We start from the raw sequence: 17,708 nt of genomic DNA on the forward strand, positions 1-17,708 counted from the left end.
CTCATCATGCCTATGCGCAAACTCATCATCGCACTATCCCTGTCCACCAGCACCCTGTACACCTCTCCGGCCTTGGCCGGTGACTTGAATGCCGAAGTTAACAAGATGTTCAACGACCTGGGCGCCATCGGTAACTACTCGGCGCCGGGCGCCTTCCGTGGCCAGGTCTACAACACCTACAGCGGCGGCAGTCTGATGCTACGCGCGCCGAACAAGACGTATCAATTAATGGCAATTAATTACCCGACGGCCAAGGCTGGCTGCGGTGGCATCGATCTTTTCGGCGGCTCGTTCTCCTACATTTCGGCGGCCGAATTCAAGAACATGCTCAAGAACGTTACCTCCGCGCTGCCAGGCGTAGCGTTTCAGCTCGCGCTCGAATCGGTGTCCCCGATGCTCGGCGGTATCACCAAGTGGACCAAAAACCTCGAGTCCATGATGACGAATGCACAAATCAATTCCTGTAATACCGCCAAATCCCTGGTCTCGTCAGCGGCCGAGGCCACGGGGTTCAGCTCCAGCAAGGCCTGCGAGGACATCGCCGTCTCGTTGGGCCTCGAATCGGACTATGCCGCCGCAGCCGTCCGCTGCAAATCCGATAAGGGCTCCATTCTCGATACGGCGCGCAAATCTTCCGATCCCCTGGTCAAAAACAAGGCGCCGTTTGTCGGCAACCTCACCTGGGAATCGCTCAAGCTCGCCGGCAACTACCTGGACGACAAAGAGCGGGAAATGATCATGAGCATGGTCGGGACCGTTATTTTCTATTCGGACGGACGAGACCCGAATCCGATCGCACCGACCTTCACATCGATCTCCCAGCTGCTCTATGGCCAGTCGGATGCGGGGGGCGGCAACGTCCACCAAACGGTTCTGCGTTGCAACAACTATACCAACTGCGACCAGGTCATCATCGACCCCGAGTACGTCCATACCCCGTTTACAGTCAAGGTCGAAAAGCTGATGCGCTCGATCGCCTACAAAATCGAGACGCGCACACCGATTCCCAACATGTCGCCGGAGGTCGGTTTTGTGAACCAGACCAGTGAGCCTGTATACCGCATGCTGTCGATCGGCGCATCGTTTCCTTCTGCCACAGCCAATGAGCAGCTGATTGCCACCTATCGGGATGTGATTGCCGCAGATTACGCCTACATGTTTCTGGAGAAAAACCTGCGGTTGGGGATGCAAGCTCTGGAGAAAGACTTTACTTTAGACATGAAACAGCAGGGGAGAGCCCAAGAAATCCGGCTGCGCGCCAAGGACATGCTGGCCCAATTGTCCCGCGAAAAGACCCTCGTCTACCAGAAGGTGAACTCCCTCACGGAGGTGTCCAACGACCTGGAACACCTGGAACGGCATATTCGCGCGAATATTCCGCAGCATGTGCTTGATATGTTAGGTCGCCGGGCAGCCTACATGCACTGATGACCGGAAAACGAGGAGAAATATCATGTGGGAAATTTTTGCTTATCAAAACTCGGATAGTTTGTACGGACTCATGAACGCGGTTGCTGCCATGGTCGGCGCCAATACCTACCGCAATGCGCTTGGCATCACCGTCGTGTGTGGCTTCGTGTCTGCCCTTGTCGGCTATGCTTTCGCTCCGGAAAAGATGGTGGGCTGGAAGTGGCTCGCCTCGGTAGTCCTGGTATTTTCAGTACTCGTAGTGCCGAAGGTGACCGTCGGCATTGTCGACAAGACAGGAGGTTCGGCCGAAGTCTTCGTTAACAACGTACCGTTCGGCTTGGCGGTGCTCGCTTCGCTGACCAGTACGGTCGGCAACAGTCTGACAGAACTCGAAGAGGCGGCCATGCAGGTGATCCCGGGGCCGGCCGGCATGCCGGATAAGCTGAGCTATCAGAACAATGGACTCATGTTCGGCAGCCGGCTGGTGCGCGAAACGTCCAAGGTCGTGTTCCAAAGTCCGTACTTCAGGAACGATTTGATTAATTTTCTGCACCAGTGCACGATGTACGATCTGGCCTCTGGCTACATTTCATCGGAAGCATTTGCGACCTCTGGTGACGTTTGGGCGCTCATGGGGGATCCCAATCCTGCCAGGTTTACCGGCGTCACGAATGCGGCCGGCACGGCGGAGTTGCTTCCCTGTCCGCAAGCTTATACCAAGCTATCGGCAAAGATGCCTGCCGAAGTACAGCGTATCCAGGGCACACTGGCATTCCGAATGAACCCGACGCTACCTGGACCGGTCGCAGCGGCGCTGATCGCAGACCAGGTTCAGCAGGCTTATATCAAAGCAAGAATCGCGGACGCCTCGGCCACAGCAGCCGATATCATCCGCCAAAACGCACTCATCAATGCGGTGAACGACACCAGCCTTCTGGCGAGCCAAAAGGTCAACGATCCGGCCACCATGATGCTGGCTATCGGCCGCGCGCAGGCGGTGGCACAGACCAATGCGGCATGGATCAACGCTGGAAAAGTAGCAGAACAAGCACTGCCCGTAATCCGCAACGTGGTCGAAGTGGTGGCGTACGCAATGTTCCCGCTGATGATCCTGCTCCTTATGCTGGCTAACGGCAAAGATACCGTGGCCGGATTCAAGAACTATGCGTCTGTGCTTATCTGGATCCAGCTTTGGCCGCCGTTGTATGCCATCCTTAACTACGCCGCGACCATGTATGCAATGCGCGACCTGGCCGCAGCCGCTAATGTTGGCAACGGCGTCAACGCCCTGTCGCTGACAACGTCATCAGACATTTTTTCCACAGCGATTTCCGGCGAAGCAGTGGTCGGTTACATGACGCTGAGTATTCCTTTCATTGCCTGGGCTGCCCTCAAGCGCATGGAGAACTTTGGCACCGCGCTCGTCGATGGCATGCGCCTGTTGCAAGGCAATGTGGCCACTGCCACCAATTCGGCCGCAACGGGCAATGTATCCATGGGAAATATTGCCATGGATCAGATGACCTTGGCGCCTGTCCGTTCGTCACCGTTCTTCAGAAATCGGCAAAACGATCTTTCAGGAAATAGCTATATTACTAATGCGTTGTCCGGCCTCACCGCTGCCAAAGCACTGGCCAATGAAGGACCAGTATCCAGAACAGTGGAGGGGAAGGTCACGGAAAATCATGTCGCAGCTGCCACTCAACAAGTATCCGCAGCCGAGTCGAAAGCTGTCGCAGCAACAAGGGACAAAGCTGCCGCCTTCTCGAATGCCCTGCTGCATGTCGACGGAACTAGCGTTACAACGAATCGGTCTAAAGGTGTCACAAGGAACAGTATTGAAGAATTTGGCGCGCGTGCGCAAGAACTAAAGCAAATTGCCAACGTAATTGGGAAAGCCGTGGGGGCCAGCGAGCAACAGGTTGCACACGTAGCTTTTGGGGTAGCAGCGGATCTCAACATTGGTACACCGCAGGTCGGTGTAATTCCTGGCAGCAGATTTGCAATAACAGGCCGTGGCGGAAAACAGTACTCCGCTTCCATAGACAAAAAAGAAACGGAGATCAAAAATTATCTCAGTAACGACGAAGTTTCCAAGTTTAAGGATTGGGCAGAGACACTTGGAAAGAATACCAGTCTATTGAACTCCGTTACTTCTGATCAACGGACAGCCACCGAAAATGCATCCCGAATCACACAGACGGTTGCGACTTCGGCGCGTGCAGATGCGACGTTGCGTGAACAAATAAACTATGCGACTACTATATCGGCGGCGCATTCACGTGGTGAATCTTTTAATCTTGATCTGGCAAAGGATCCGAAAAATATCCAACTATTTGAGTCACTTTTGTCACACAACCAGAATAGTGCCTCCGCCAAAATCATTATCGATTCGTATCTTGGGAGCATTGCAAACACACCCATATTGCCAACCACGAACAGCAAACTTCCAAACTCATTTGAATCAGTAAGAGAGGCGTATCGGAACATGAAAGAAAATCCATCACTGCATCCAGACATCGACAAGCAGCATCAGGCTAACAAATCACGGAGCCATTCGAAAAATCCAAATAATTCTGCAAACAGTACTGAAAACCACGATGGACCGACTCTACCGGTAGAAGGACAAGATTGGATGGCAGCAGAGCGAGCTAGAATTGAAAAAACGCCTACGCAAGTTCAGTCAGATGTAGAAAAAATAGACGAAAAAGCCGAGGCGGAAAAAAATAAAGCGCAACAAAAATTTAGAAACGACAGTGGAATTGTCGAGACGCCGTCTGGCAACGTGTCATCGAACAAATCGTTGTTCGGCAAGGCGAATAAACAAGTTACCGAGGATCCAGACATCGTTATAGGAGGAATAAAAGAAGTTGGAGCCAAAGGTTTTAAAAAACTCAAAGAAATTTTTAAGAAGCGATAATTTTATTGCGGTTCTCGCATGAGGCATTGGGGGTCTAAGGCAGGATCTCCATTTTCGTCTAATCGATAGGCTGGATTGCTAAAGTATTTAGTTCCACTACATTCATATTCATTCGCATCAATGACTAAATGCGACGAATTAAAGTGAGCCTCTTTGGGGATTTTTTCATGAATAAATGCAATCAAAAAAATTATCCAATATAAAAATAAGAGCGTAACAAATCCCATAACTGCAACCACAGCAATTAACACTAAAGGTTCGCCAAAGCTCAACAAAACTCCGATTATTGCACCGGCAAGTCCACAAAGAAACATTTGTTTCATTTCTTTCACGATGACCTCGAAAATATGTGTTTATATATATTAGCAAAAACAAAGAAATTATCAAGGGAGGGGGATTCCCATTATGAAATTATTGCATATGACTATTACTCTAATTTTCGCATTTACGGTTTCATCGGTGCAAGCGGTTGCACTCGCACAAAAGCCCACAGACGACTCAGTCTGCGATTTGTCGACGATGACGACGTATAGATTGTCCCAACGAACTTTCGTCGAAGCACGCACGCGAGACGAGAACGTTATTTACGCTCGGCTAGCTCTTCGGTTTATAACAAGTCATTGTAAGAATGGCCAGCTCTTGCTACTCCATTCTGAGGATGGCATCGCTTTCGACGATCAATATTTTCGGGTAGTTACTGCTCAGTTATGTAGTGTTTCCAATGTCACGCGAGAAGCAGCGAGCACGCAAGAATATCCTCAGGCTTTTGTTATGCGCTGCCCAATCTCAAAGCTCAAAGAAGCCACCGCCGCATTAGCCGAAATGGAAAAAACAAAACCGACGGAGGCCATGATCGAGGAAGGCGCGCCTATGCACAGTGCACAGCCCAACCGGAGAGAAGAAGACAAAAAAACGTGTGGTGACAAGATGACCTGGGAAACTGTCGTACTGGGTTGGGGGGGCAGTTGTCGCTAACTTATCGCGCCTATCCGCCCCAAGGAAACGCCATGGAAAATAATGACGATAAGAGTCAAGCTGAACTGCAGGCCGCCAATCTCGCACTACTTATGTTGGCCGAGATGCGCGAACAACGCGCGGGATTCAGGGAAGAACGCCTGGCGCTTGAACGGGATCGAAAATTTGCTCGCCGCCTCACCTTGACGCTGAAGTCGTTGCTCGTTCTCATGCCACTCTTGCTCGGCCTGTACTTTTTCATGCAAATGCTGCAGTTTAAAATAGGTCCCTTCAGCCCGGTCATAGGCATTGTGCACATCGAAGGCGAGATCGCTGCAACCTCACTCGCGTCCGCAGACAAGATTGTGCCGGCCCTGAAGCGGGCGTTTGAGTCCAGCAACGTTACGCAGATAGTTCTGGCGATAGACAGTCCCGGCGGCGCGCCGGTCGAGGCCGAGCGTATCGGAAACGCGATTCACTCTTTCAGGAAAAAGCACCCGAAACCGGTAGTGGCGGCGATCAGCAACGTCGGCGCATCGGCTGCCTACATGATTGCCTTGCACGCCGACAAGATCATCGCGGGGAAATACAGTCTGGTGGGATCGATCGGCGCCATCATCGCGCCATGGCAGCTGTCGCGTGCGCTGGACCGCTTGGAAATCTCGCAGCAGGTATATGCATCCGGTCACCTGAAGGCATTCTTGAATCCGTTCACACCGCCTAGCCAAGACGCGCAAGCCAAGGCGCAGGATTTGGTGGACAGGGTAGGGCGGACATTTTTGCGCGAACTTGAGGAACGGCGCGGCCGCGCCCTGACGCACGACGTCAACTACGCCAGCGGGGAAATCTGGAGCGGGTTAGAGGCAAAGGAAATCGGCCTGATCGATGCCATCGGCACGGTGGATGACTTCGTGGATGCTCAAAAGGAGGGGACTGCATTCAACTTTGGACCACACCCTGGCGGATTTGGCCAAATGGGGGCCCTGATCTCAACCTCGCTCATTTCTTCGCTCGACGACATCATCGCGAGGCAGAGGTTTCAGCTCAGGTAGAGGAGGGAGAGCGGAGGTGCAATTCAGTACGGTATGCAATCCATGTCAAGCAAAAATACGGCGCAAATTGGCTAGCTTTCTTGTGGCCGATACTGCCTTCACACGAGTAAGCTTGAAGAATCATGGAAAGATATCAAGCCTACAGGTTCGAGTTGAGACCAACCGGCGAACAGGAGCGCGCCATGCGCCGCTTCGCTGGTTCGTGCCGGTTCGTCTTCAACAAAGCCTTGGCTCTGCAAAAAGAAAATCACGCAGCCGGCAACAAGTTCATCGGATATGTGGACATGTCGAAATATCTGACAGCATGGCGCAACTGTTGCGAAACTCCTTGGCTTGCTGCCGCACCTCGTTCAGCACTTCAATATGTGTTGAAGGACTTAGAGAAAGCTTACGCGAATTTCTTTGCTGGCCGTGCAAAATTTCCGAGATTCAAGTGCAAGGGCGATAGAAACTCCTTCCGCGTGGCAGCAAAAGGGGCAATTAGAATCGAACAAACCAACAGCCGCCTGCGTTTTCCCAAATTAGGATGGCTGCGGTACCGCAAGAGCCGGGACATTGTTGGTGAACCTGTGAATGCAACCATAAGCCAGGCTGATGGTAAGTGGTTCATTTCAATACAAACCCGGCGCGAAGTAGATCCGGTGGTTCCTATCGCTACGAGTGCAGTTGGAATAGATGTCGGCATCGCTCGCTTTGCCACCCTAAGCGACGGCAGCTTCATAGCGCCGCTGAACAGCTTCAAGAGACACCAGCAGCGCTTGGCGCGGTACCAGCGCCGCATGGGCCGCAAGGTCAAATTCAGCAATAATTGGAGAAAGGCAGTCGCCAAAGTTCAACGGATTCACACCTGTATTGCGAATGCCCGGAAAGACTTTCTGCACAAGGCTACAGCAGCGATTAGCGAACATCACGCGCTTGTCTGCATTGAGGATTTGCAGGTACGGAATATGTCCAAATCGTCAAAGGGATCGGTTGCACAGCCAGGCAAGAGGGTGCGTCAGAAAGCCGCGCTGAACCGTGCCATTCTCGACCAGGGGTGGGGCGAGTTTAGACGGCAGCTCGACTACAAGATGGAATGGAGTGGGGGCATGCTGCTTGCCGTGCCTCCGCACCACACTAGCCGGACGTGCCCGACTTGCAGGCACATATCAAAAGACAATCGGCAGACCCAGGCGAAATTCCTGTGCGTCAATTGCGGTTACGCAAATCATGCAGATGTAGTGGGAGCTGCGAATATACTGGAGCGGGGGCACCGCTTGCTAGCCTGTGGAGAGATGGCGCAGTCAGGCCGCTCGAAGAAGCAGGAACCCATCGAAGCGCTTCGCAACTCATCGCGCCGCGCCGTAGAAATCCCTGTCCTTTAGGCAGGGAGGATGTCAAGTTGAGCGGGGGCACCGCTTTTTAGCTTGCGGAGAGATGGCGCCGTCAGGCCGCTCGAAGAAGCAGGAACCCGCCGAAGCGACCCGCAAATTATCGCGCGGCGCCGTAGGAATCCCCGTCCTTTAGGGCGGGGAGGATGTCAACGCGGAGGGCGCGCCGATCTGTCGCGACATTGGATATTTGCTATTATGTAATCTTGGGATAATAAAAACGGAGCGGCATATGAAGGTAGATGAGAGCAAATATTCGATCGCTAACATTCGTGACATGCTTTCACGAGGAGATTTGACCGTCAACAAATCCTATCAGCGGGCAGCGGGCCTATGGCCGACCCCTTCCAGAAGTTACTTCATTGACACTATTCTTGAGGGCTACCCATTTCCCAAAGTTTATTTCCACGAATACCTTGATCGCAAGAGCAAGCGTGTTCGAACGGAAATTGTGGATGGTCAGCAGCGCATCACTACGATTTTGGATTTTTTAGATGGAAAATTTGGGCTTGGCAAAAATTCCAATCGCTTTGCAGGGCACCATTTTGCCGATTTAGCAGAAGATGTCCAAGACCAATTTTTATTTTATGTTATCTCTTGTGATGTAATTAGAGATGCTGGCCAAGCGGAAATCCTGCAGATGTTTCGACGCATGAATTCATATACGTTACCATTAAATTCCGCAGAAAAGAGGCACTCCGAGTTTTTTGGGGAATTCAAGGATATGGTTACGCGCGTGCTTGACAGCATGACCTTGTTAACCGATTGGAATGTGTTTACTACTCGGCAAGTTGTTCGAATGGCGGATGCCGCGTTCATTGCTGACTTGGTTCTGGCTTTCGAGTGTGGCGTTATCAGCACGAGCGACAAGAAACTTCACAGTTTATACAAGACTTATGATGCTGATTTTTCTAAGTCAGCGGAGTACGAGTTGGTACTACGGGAGATCTTCGAGTTTATTGCTGAATATCTATCAGTGGTCCAAGACTCCTACTTTACGAAACCGTTTGCATTGCACGCACTGATATGCGCTCTGTATCACAACATGTATGGCCTTCCTAATTTTGAAGAGGTCTCTGGTTTAGAGCCTATTGGAGTATTTGTAGTCGGCCCGATTGAAACTGCATGTAATAATCTCCTTAGATTATCGTCTGCACACGAGGGCAAGGATCTTGCCGAGTTCCCCGCTTATGTCGAAGCAATGAGCGAGGGTGCGAATAGGGAACGGCAGCGCCTAGTTCGCGTGGAATATATCTGCAAAGCGTTACGCGGCGAACTGTAGGCGGGACGTCAATGAGTCTGCCACCACTTAAATTCATGCTGGATTCTCAACTGGCCCGTTCGGAAGAAGATTTCAAAGTAGCGCTAGGGTTTACTAGCAAAAAAGATAAAGCGCTGCGGCGACATCACTTGGAGGGTGCCTTGTCGGATGCTTGGCAAGCGTACTGTTGTTTCGTCCGTTATGTGCTCATCCGGTCCGCTACCGGTACTGTTGCCTCATCAGGAGCGATGCTTGGTCCCTCGGTGGTTCCGGCCACTTGGGAGCGCGTATCCTACATTGGGGGGCGGGCTGCCAGTGGCAATAACGTTCAGCCGGGACTTACCAACAATATTCTGCGCAAGGAGCCGACTTGGGGCGATAGCTCCAAAATCGTGAACATTGTGAATGCGCTGGCCCCTGCAAATGGCATGACGCTGAAGGCCAACTTCGCTGGTGGCTTGGCTGGACCTAAGCACTGCCAAATTGTGCGAAATGCCTGCGCGCACAAAAATAATCAGACTAGTGGCGAGGTGCGGGCCTTGGCAAGCCAGTATTTAGTTTCGGCGTTTAAGGAGCCGATTGACGCGATGCTATGGAAGGTTCCGCCTACAAACGAATATGCGTTCTTGTCATGGATCGACGACATGAAAGCTATTGCTGCTGGGGTTGTTTAACCCCCCCTCCTCAAAAAAGTTCTGTCGCATTGACGATGAAGTAGCTACCTCAGGTAAGCTGAGGTATCGAAACCTTGGCGACACGGCATGCTCAATTTTAAAAGAATGCGTTTCCCGATCGACATTATCGTGGTCTGCATCCGTTGGTATGCGGCCTACCCGCTGAGCTACCGGCACATAGCGGTAATTTAGGCTCAGGAGATTACTACCCTACAGCCCATAAACCGAACACAGCGAGGATACTGGAGGCATGAGATTTACCGCTCTCGTAAATGGCGGTCCAAGACGTTGATGGCGTCTTTGTCATGAGTTGTTTGACGATGGCGATTAAAAAAAATAAAGTCGGCAAGCGGCTAAAATTTCATTAGCTTGATAGATCGACTATATTCAACCAATAAGAAAAAAGGATTTGTATGACGATGGATATGGTTAAGAAAATTATGGTAGAAAAGATTCCATTCCTGAATCATGGAAATCTCAATGATAGGTTCTTGAGTGCCATGATATTTTGGCATAACAAGGAATGGAACATGTATGCTGATATAGATGGGAAGTTCGTAAATTTGAGGGCTTGGCCCGCTGGAAATTTCTATTTTGGGGAAAGTGCAGAGAGGCCAACAGATTTTTCTTCTCACTTTTTGAACCTGACGGCACAAAGGGCTTGCTATCTAGGGCTTGAACTGCCGATTCTTGGCATTCGTGATGACCTCTTCAACATAAGCGCTTGTGTCGCCAAGCTGAAGCTGATGCACGATACCAAAGAACAGAACAAACATGGCGTCTGTAGGATGGTTGCCACTGAAGTAGAGTACTTGTATTCGCTATGCAGAAGTATGTACGACCTGCTGCAAGATTTCGCCTCTAAGCTATGGGCGAGGTATAAGCCAAAAGAACCGCCAAAGATACCAGGTAAAAATAGGCCGAAAATGTATCCAGAGCTACCAAAGTCTTTTGCCGATATGACGCTCAATGACAAGGTTCCTCGGACGGCTGATGAACTGGTGGCGAAGTACAAGATACCGTTTGAGTGGGCCAATTTCTACGTTCAGCAGTGTAAGTTCTTCACTGGTATTCGCCACTTCAGGGATAATGTTGTTCACAACGGGTCGTATGTGAATCATGTCATGGAGTCAGAACATGGGTTCCTCATTCAGAAGGACAAGAAGCCTTTTGATGGTATGAACCTATGGAAGGAAGAGGAAGAGTTTGATAATGGCATTGTGCTACTGATGCCAGCCATTGGCTCAGTCATTCTTCATACACTGAGCGCGTTGGAAAACTTTTCGATGATGTTGGAACGGAATATAGAATTTCCAGAGCCAATTGTTCCAGGAATGCACTTCTACATGCGTAGCTACTATGATAAGGAGCTGACTGATTTACTTCAAGATGCTTTAGATAGGCTGGAAAAGAAGGGGAGTGGTGCAGGATTCGACGAGGAGGGTTAATCTCCGCATCATTTGCTAAACCATGAGAATCAGTGGCTGTTTGGATGTATATATTCACGCAGGCCGTCTCTCCGACTAGTACTCAAAAGTGGACAACGTAGAGCAAACCCGTCCACTTTTTTTGTCAATAAAATGGACACGTTTTATTGAATTTTTTCACCAACTTCACTGTGAGTTCTATCTTTCCATTTTTTTGTAACATTTGGATACGGCATAATGGTGCCCGATTCTTACAACCGACACCCATATGCTTGTCTTCCTCAAATATGTTCGTTGGCTATAAGAGGCCATGTATAGTGAGACCTGCTGTAAAGTAAGGGCTGGAGAACATTCCAACTTCCGGTGCCCCTGATACCCGCCTGAGTGCTTCGGCCTGAAGCGATTCAGGAAGGTTATTTTTTAGGATGCTGACCACAGATGTAAGCGTACTCGTACGCACCTTGGCAATCGCCCTTGCTACCGCAGTGGAAGGTTCAAGTCCAAGCTTGATCCCTTCGCCTACCAAGTGCGTAAGTGTGAAACAGGCCGTATCAGATACCTTCCACATTCCAGCCAGCGCGATAGCTTTTCGATTGAGTAAGAAGAGGTTCGGTAATGCGACAGAGTCACTGGTGCGAAACCGTTTTTGGAAATTACGCGTTGATCTTGTTCCGGAGAAGCACGTGTTTACCAATGCTAGACGCAGTTGAAGATTTGGTGCGGCAACCTGCATAGCCACGACGCTAATGGGATGCGGGTTTTCTTTGCTACCCAAATGGGCAAAATAAGCGTCTGAAAAAAACTTCAGTGAATTCCCGTGTGTGGAGACGATCAATGCATCGTACTTCCCCACAAGATCTTCTAAATCAGAATGCGCATCCCCTTGAATTAACGCAGCCGGTGCGAGTCCCGCAGCTTGGGTAAAAGCCATGGATTCATACGGAGCAAGCAATAGATCCGCCTTACGGTCAACGATAGCTGCTGTGGTTAAGAGGGAGCCTCCGACTTCTATGCGTTCGATGATAGCGGGAACCATCCTGACCTCAAACTCTCCCTCCATCATCCGAGCGCAGAGCACTGGATTGCGCAGTGCGAACTCTGTCAGAGGAACATCATTGAAACAGTCCTCAATAAATCGAATAGACTTACATCCTGCACCTGCGATATCTGAGAAAACAGTATCTATCGAAGGTGCCAGCGAGCTGATCATTTTGCTAAGCGCTTTGATAAATCCGTTCCTGTTCAAGAGTTGCTGAGCATAATCGAGCTGAGCCACTTGCCACTCCGACAATGGCGCTAGTGGAATAGATATTCGTTTGTACTGATCTCCAATAAAGTACCAAAGCATTGCCATGTCACCAGCATAAGTCATTACCATAAGACAATGACCAGCTTTTAGGCGGGAAAGACAGAGCGTGAATTGATGTTGGGCAGTAGCACGATCGAGGGGGCGCTCCGCATTCTGAGAACATATGATTGCAGCGATATTTGAAAGGTCGTCCCATGCGTTCGCTGGATTGAAGATATTCCAAGCATCATCCCCTTTTTCCGTGAACCCATAGAGATGGGGGGCACCGATATGTCGAATAGCTTGCAGTGTATGATTTAATTGCTGAACGTTTTCGTCCGACGCTGACCGTGAGGTGCCGACGTCGCTAGCCCATCTCAAGATAGTAAGCCAGTCGCCCATCGCATTGCCTCTAGTAGCAATGATAGGAAGTAGCGCATCTGCAGCATCTCCACTAGAAGGTAATGCGCACAGCAGTCCTTCAAACCGGGTGATATAGCGCTCTCGGATACCGCGTCGGTGATGCAGTCTTAAAACATCGGAAAGAATTTGATCCAACTGATGTGAAGCATCTTTAAGCCTCTTAACAAGAAGTGGCGCATTTTTTTGTTCTACCGCCAGCTTTGCGCCACTTAGCGAAATTTCTAGAAACCCTTCTAAGTTCTGCCCATCTTCTGCAAATGCGGCTTCGGCCATGGTAAGTACATCCTGGGCTTCGACGAGCCGACCACAGCGTCTCAGGCATGTAGACAGGTTGCCTCGCAACGTGATCGCCCCATGATCCGTGCAATTAGTATATGCAAGGGCCTGTTCAAAATAGCCAATTGCCTTTTCTTCTTCATCAATATTCATGTAAGCCACCCCCAAATTACAAAGCAACATAGCGGGGATTTTTTCGCCAAGTGCTTGATAGGCAGTTATTGCCATCTCGCCCGTGGTCACGCCGAAGCGGTAATCATTTTCTTCGCACGCGACGCTCATTAGGAGCGTGTAGCACCGTGCTTTCAGCGCTAATGAGTCCAATGAATTGGCAATTTCTTCGGCATCGCCCAAACAGCGATATGCAGCCTGAAAAGCACCATGACTTGAGTAGAGGCTGGCAGCCTGGCAATAAAGATGAGCAACTCTCTCCTGTTGGCCGTAGCGTTGAATCAGGCATGCAACTTTAGCGAGAATTCGTGGACGTTGATCAACGCTAACGCCAAATGAGTCTACACTTGTCAAGATATCTTCAGCCAACTCCAATACGGTAATCTCGCAAACGTCATGGTCTATACTGGCGATACGTTCAACCAGAAGAACTGCTTGAGTGATGTCTTGACTTGAGAGGAGCGCGCGTACCTGTAGTTCCAAGTATAGAATTGTCTCTTCTGTTTGCCCGGAATTGAAGTAACTATCGACAGCAACTTCGGCAAGGCGTGCAACTTGAACAGGTTGATCTTTACCACAGCGTATCAGAGCGTTGTAAACATTGATAATATAGATACCGTTGTTATCGAAGTAATTTTCTTCAATGAGTTTCTTAAATTCTGAGGGTTCAAGGTTTATGAGCTTATCTAGGTCCATTGGGAGGCTTTCATGTGATGGTAATCTGCAAAGATTGAAAATACACTTCACTGAAAGATTCCCATCTTGCGCTTAATTGACATATTCATCATACAAGTCCAATGTTGGGAAATGTACGCAATATTTTATATAATAATAACATATTAGAAAAAGCTTGACTAAGAGCACCCACCAAAACCGCTGAATGTATCTCCAGCAGATGAGTATGCAGGCAAGCGAGAGAAACGCCCGGTGGATATTGGCACGGCGTTCGTAGCGGATGCGTAATCGGCGGAAGTGGTGCAGCCAGTCCAGTGTGCGTTCGACCACCCAGCGCCATTTACCCAGACGTTCGCGTGACCTGATGCATTAGCGGGCTAAGCGTGGAGCGATGCCACGGCTGCGCAACCAGGCCCGATGGCACGCTAAGCATATGCCTTGTCGGCATCCTTGGCGGCCTAACGGTCGGACAGGCCTGAGTCCTTGATCTCCTGCCGGATCTTCGGAGTGGTGCGGGCTTGGGGATGAATGCGTGAGCTCATGGACTGAAGTTTATGCGATGTGCTGTAACCGGTGGGACGATCTCGGTGGCAAACCGCCGATCAACTCGTCAAGCATAGCTCTGGCCCGGAACAGGGGCATGCTGCGACGAGGAATATGATCACACGAAACTAAACAGTTATACGGGGGCAAGATCAGGTGCTGGTTCAAGCAGTTACGCTGGGCGTGTTGCTGGCTAAAACAGTGTTTCCCTAGGTTTTGAGCCATCGAGATATTTCGTCCTGAGTGCCAAACTTCATTTTGATACTATTGACATCGTCTGGTTGAGTGGCAACCTGTAAAGCAGTCATACCGTGATCACGCAGCCAAGCAAAGCGATGTCGGCCGTTATTAAACCGGACAAAGCCGTCCACGAGGCAAACTTCCGGCATCTCCACGTACTTCCCGGACATTATCCATTCTGCAAAATGGTCGTACTTGCCTGGCATTCCGTTGTCGCCGCCAGCTCCAATGTATTCAGTTACGCTACGACGCCACTCGTGTTCTAGCTTGGTGACGGACACCCAGACAGGAATATCTCCTGACTCCGGAAGCGCGAGTTCCCATTCAATTTTCATCCAGTTTTCGGATCCGGTTTCGCTCGTCACTTTATCATTCTGAGATAACATCAACGTTCCTCTTTAAGCTTGGTAGTGCACTCTTTCTTGGTTTGATTGACGTGATAAATAGCCGCCTCACCTCTCTTTTGATATACACGCTCGATCATTTGACGAACAATTTTTCTATCACGGTTACTCATGAAATCGTCGCTACCGAGGTACTGTAGTGCCGTTCCCTTCGGTATTTTCGAGTCACGCTGTAGCACAGCGGTCTCGGTCAACACGATGAAGTCCTTGCAATAAAGTGGTATTGTCTCCGCCCTCAAGATTCCAGAAGAGATAGCAATTGCTAACGTAAATACTGTCTTAGTTATCATGATATTTATTTTTTAATTTTTTGCAAAGTTTCCATCAGATCTGGCGGACGTTCACCACTGAACTTTTGGTGAGTTAGTATCCACTGCTGGAGCATTTTATTTCTTTCAGATTGTCACGATCAATTTTTAATCGGATGTCAACAAAAACAAGAAGCGTTTTGGGACTTGGTATTGATGTGGCGATTCAGCAAGTGGCAGTTCTCCCTCAATGACACTGCGGGTTGGCCCTTCGCTGACCAGTTTTATGCGCTGGCCGGACAGGTCCATTCCGTTTGAGGTACCGCAGTTTCTTTCCAAGAAAATCCGGCATCCAAATCAACAATGTGACAAAACCTTACTTCTTTCCACCAAAAAACGAAATAATTGACGATAGAAAACCAGTCTCCGGAGCGGGCGTCGCGATTGCGCGCGCATTGCGAGGTGAATTCACTGAATTTGCTTTGGACTCGGAAAATGACGGGGGGATTACCTTCGCAAATGATGGGAGCTGAGGCAGTGACCTCCGTGGGGTTTCCGTGATAACCGTCGGTACCACAACTTGAACTGCAGCAACCGTCGGTGCTGGCGGCACATTCCATTTTTCGGCCAATCGAGATGGAACGACGAGAAGCTTTTGTGCTCTGGTCGCTGCAACGTAAAGAAGCCTGGCCTCCTCTTGATTCAGGACAGGCTTTGGAGGAACCTCCTTGCTCAAGCGAGGCTCAAAGTCGGAGAACAAGGTGACGGAATCCCATTCTCGCCCTTTCGCTTTATGACCAGTAGAGACAATCAGATCAGCCCCTTTTTCTTCAGCGGATACAGATTTTAGGTTACGGATAAGGGTGTCCTCTCCATTGGCGAGAACAATATTGACAAAGGACTTCAGGGATTCCCCTTCTTCTGATTCAGAAAATTCAACGACCTCAGGCCAATTCTTAAAACCAAAAAACTCTGGAGACTCGGCTGGTATGGCGCGTTTCAGCTTGCCCACATCTTCCAGCATGCGGATCAAATCCTTCACTCCCCCCACGACATGGGGTTTGCGATTTTGGCCGAGAGCATCAATGACAACAGAAACCACACCGGCGTTGGTTCGACAAAGCGTGGTCGCCGTCCTTCCTGATGCAGCGATCCTTGTGTCACGATTGGGGTCCCCAACAACACTTCTTGTCTCCCCCAAAAGCCTTAGAATGGACGTTGCAGCCGCAGCCACAGTGCTCCCAAATCTGAACGACCTGGTAAGGAATGCCTCTGCGTCAGTTTCGACACTAGCCATTGCGTTAACTGCCCCACGCCATTCGTAGATCTGCTGATGCCGGTCACCAACAAGCGTCAAATGGCTGTCTTGGAGTCGCAGAACACTCAGCACTGCCTCATTAGTGTCCTGGGCTTCGTCTAGTAAAAGGAAATCATAATCCAAACGCGGCTTCGAGAGTGACCAGAGTTTTAGGTAGCCATCGTGCCCTAGTGGCGCTTCGCTTGCAGGATCCAGCATCCTATCCCAAAGATGTGCCGCGAGATCGCTCACGTATTTTTTAAACTCATCCTGATATTTGGGGTCAAGCTTCTGCAACTTGCCAGATAACGGGACGTGGCCAACGGAGAGCTCATCGTCACCGCTCTGGCAAAACCGCTGCACGGTCTGCGCAGCCAGGAAAGCGAGCGACCTAGGCTTCAGGGAGATGTTACCTGCAGCTATTTCCTCGATCGCAAGGATTCGGGTAACAAGATTGCTATGCAACGAATTGGTGAGCTTCGGCATGTTCCCTCGATACATGCTGGGCACTGCTCGAAATGCTAACGAGTGCATGGTTCTGCAATCAACAGAGCGAGGAAACTTGGTCGATGCTTCAGTAGCAATGTTCTTGTTAAAAGCCAGGTAGAGCCCATTCTTCTGCGTCGACTTCGCAAGCGCAGTCAGGGTAGAAGTCTTGCCAGTACCAGCGAACGCACTGATTTTGAGTGAGCGTGAAGTTTTGAAAAGGTCTACGGCGTGCGTTTGTTCGTCGGTCAGTATCAATGAAGTCTCCAGAGCATAAATTTACCAATGCTCAGCCATAAATAGTCTGGGAAGCTGTTGCACCAAATAAGCAAAGAAACGCCAAGCTTGAAAAAACTCTTCGAGAACGGCTATTTCCTTGCGAAAAAATGGGAAATTTAGCTGTGTGATTAGAAGTATACTGCCTATATGGATTCCAATAGGCAATATTATTTACGTAGTTCGAAACGCCACAAAACCGCTTCATCCATCCTAGCTGTCAAGACCCGCTTGATTATAAACACGCTTAACGAATAATTCCGGCTTTTTCGCCTGCCATTTCTTCATCGCCTGAATCGGCGTTTCGTTATTC

At 49.9% G+C, this 17,708-nt stretch carries 13 protein-coding genes and 1 pseudogene; 8 read left to right on the forward strand and 6 right to left on the reverse strand.

The window, feature by feature from the left end; genetic code table 11:
* Positions 1 to 6: 6 nt before the first annotated feature.
* Positions 7 to 1,428: a conjugal transfer protein TraH gene (locus tag BXA07_RS27530; protein ID WP_076572839.1), complete on the forward strand. Its 1,422-nt coding sequence runs from the start codon at positions 7 to 9 to the stop codon at positions 1,426 to 1,428.
* Between the two features lie 25 nt (positions 1,429 to 1,453).
* Positions 1,454 to 4,330 (forward strand): conjugal transfer protein TraG N-terminal domain-containing protein, encoded by a 2,877-nt coding sequence (locus tag BXA07_RS27535; protein WP_076572841.1) that lies wholly within the window; start codon positions 1,454 to 1,456, stop codon positions 4,328 to 4,330.
* A gap of 2 nt (positions 4,331 to 4,332) precedes the next feature.
* Here BXA07_RS27535 and BXA07_RS30535 read toward each other — a convergent pair whose 3' ends face one another.
* A complete protein-coding gene (locus BXA07_RS30535; RefSeq protein WP_139335809.1) occupies positions 4,333 to 4,662 on the reverse strand; it encodes a hypothetical protein in 330 nt (109 codons plus the stop codon).
* 73 nt (positions 4,663 to 4,735) lie between these two features.
* Between BXA07_RS30535 and BXA07_RS30540 the strand changes: the two genes are divergently transcribed.
* The 6 genes from BXA07_RS30540 (at position 4,736) to BXA07_RS27565 (ending at position 11,089) form a co-directional block, all read left to right on the forward strand.
* The gene (locus BXA07_RS30540) at positions 4,736 to 5,305 is read left to right on the forward strand and encodes a hypothetical protein (protein ID WP_139335810.1); all 570 of its coding nucleotides are present in this window, start codon (positions 4,736 to 4,738) and stop codon (positions 5,303 to 5,305) included.
* Between the two features lie 32 nt (positions 5,306 to 5,337).
* Positions 5,338 to 6,336 carry a S49 family peptidase gene (locus tag BXA07_RS27540; RefSeq protein WP_076572843.1) on the forward strand — a complete coding sequence of 333 codons (999 nt, stop codon included), beginning with the start codon at positions 5,338 to 5,340 and terminating at the stop codon, positions 6,334 to 6,336.
* A 122-nt stretch (positions 6,337 to 6,458) separates the two neighbouring features.
* Complete coding sequence (locus BXA07_RS27545) at positions 6,459 to 7,700, forward strand: RNA-guided endonuclease InsQ/TnpB family protein (RefSeq protein WP_076572845.1); 1,242 nt, start codon at positions 6,459 to 6,461, stop codon at positions 7,698 to 7,700.
* 238 nt (positions 7,701 to 7,938) lie between these two features.
* Positions 7,939 to 8,988: a DUF262 domain-containing protein gene (locus BXA07_RS27550; RefSeq protein WP_076572847.1), complete on the forward strand. Its 1,050-nt coding sequence runs from the start codon at positions 7,939 to 7,941 to the stop codon at positions 8,986 to 8,988.
* 11 nt (positions 8,989 to 8,999) lie between these two features.
* The gene (locus BXA07_RS27555) at positions 9,000 to 9,641 is read left to right on the forward strand and encodes a hypothetical protein (RefSeq protein ID WP_139335811.1); all 642 of its coding nucleotides are present in this window, start codon (positions 9,000 to 9,002) and stop codon (positions 9,639 to 9,641) included.
* Positions 9,642 to 10,054: 413 nt separating this feature from the next.
* Positions 10,055 to 11,089, forward strand: coding sequence for a hypothetical protein (locus tag BXA07_RS27565; RefSeq protein ID WP_076572851.1), 1,035 nt, complete (start codon positions 10,055 to 10,057; stop codon positions 11,087 to 11,089).
* A 277-nt stretch (positions 11,090 to 11,366) separates the two neighbouring features.
* On the opposite strand, the gene BXA07_RS27570 is transcribed toward BXA07_RS27565, so the two are convergent.
* The 5 genes and pseudogenes from BXA07_RS27570 to BXA07_RS27590 all read right to left on the reverse strand — a co-directional run bounded on the left by BXA07_RS27570 (position 11,367) and on the right by BXA07_RS27590 (position 17,377).
* A complete protein-coding gene (locus BXA07_RS27570) occupies positions 11,367 to 13,922 on the reverse strand; it encodes a tetratricopeptide repeat protein (RefSeq protein WP_076572853.1) in 2,556 nt (851 codons plus the stop codon).
* 192 nt (positions 13,923 to 14,114) lie between these two features.
* Positions 14,115 to 14,321: pseudogene (locus tag BXA07_RS31470) on the reverse strand (transposase); the annotation flags it as partial.
* A gap of 332 nt (positions 14,322 to 14,653) precedes the next feature.
* Complete coding sequence (locus BXA07_RS27580; RefSeq protein WP_076572855.1) at positions 14,654 to 15,070, reverse strand: hypothetical protein; 417 nt, start codon at positions 15,068 to 15,070, stop codon at positions 14,654 to 14,656.
* Positions 15,070 to 15,285, reverse strand: coding sequence for a hypothetical protein (locus BXA07_RS27585; RefSeq protein ID WP_139335812.1), 216 nt, complete (start codon positions 15,283 to 15,285; stop codon positions 15,070 to 15,072). Before BXA07_RS27585 ends, BXA07_RS27580 begins: the two co-directional genes overlap by 1 nt.
* Positions 15,286 to 15,712: 427 nt before the next feature.
* Positions 15,713 to 17,377, reverse strand: a complete 1,665-nt coding sequence (locus BXA07_RS27590) for a UvrD-helicase domain-containing protein (RefSeq protein ID WP_076572859.1) — start codon at positions 17,375 to 17,377, stop codon at positions 15,713 to 15,715.
* Positions 17,378 to 17,708: the final 331 nt, after the last annotated feature.

The organism is Janthinobacterium sp. TND4EL3, from assembly GCF_900156175.1.
Taxonomy (GTDB): domain Bacteria; phylum Pseudomonadota; class Gammaproteobacteria; order Burkholderiales; family Burkholderiaceae_D; genus Janthinobacterium.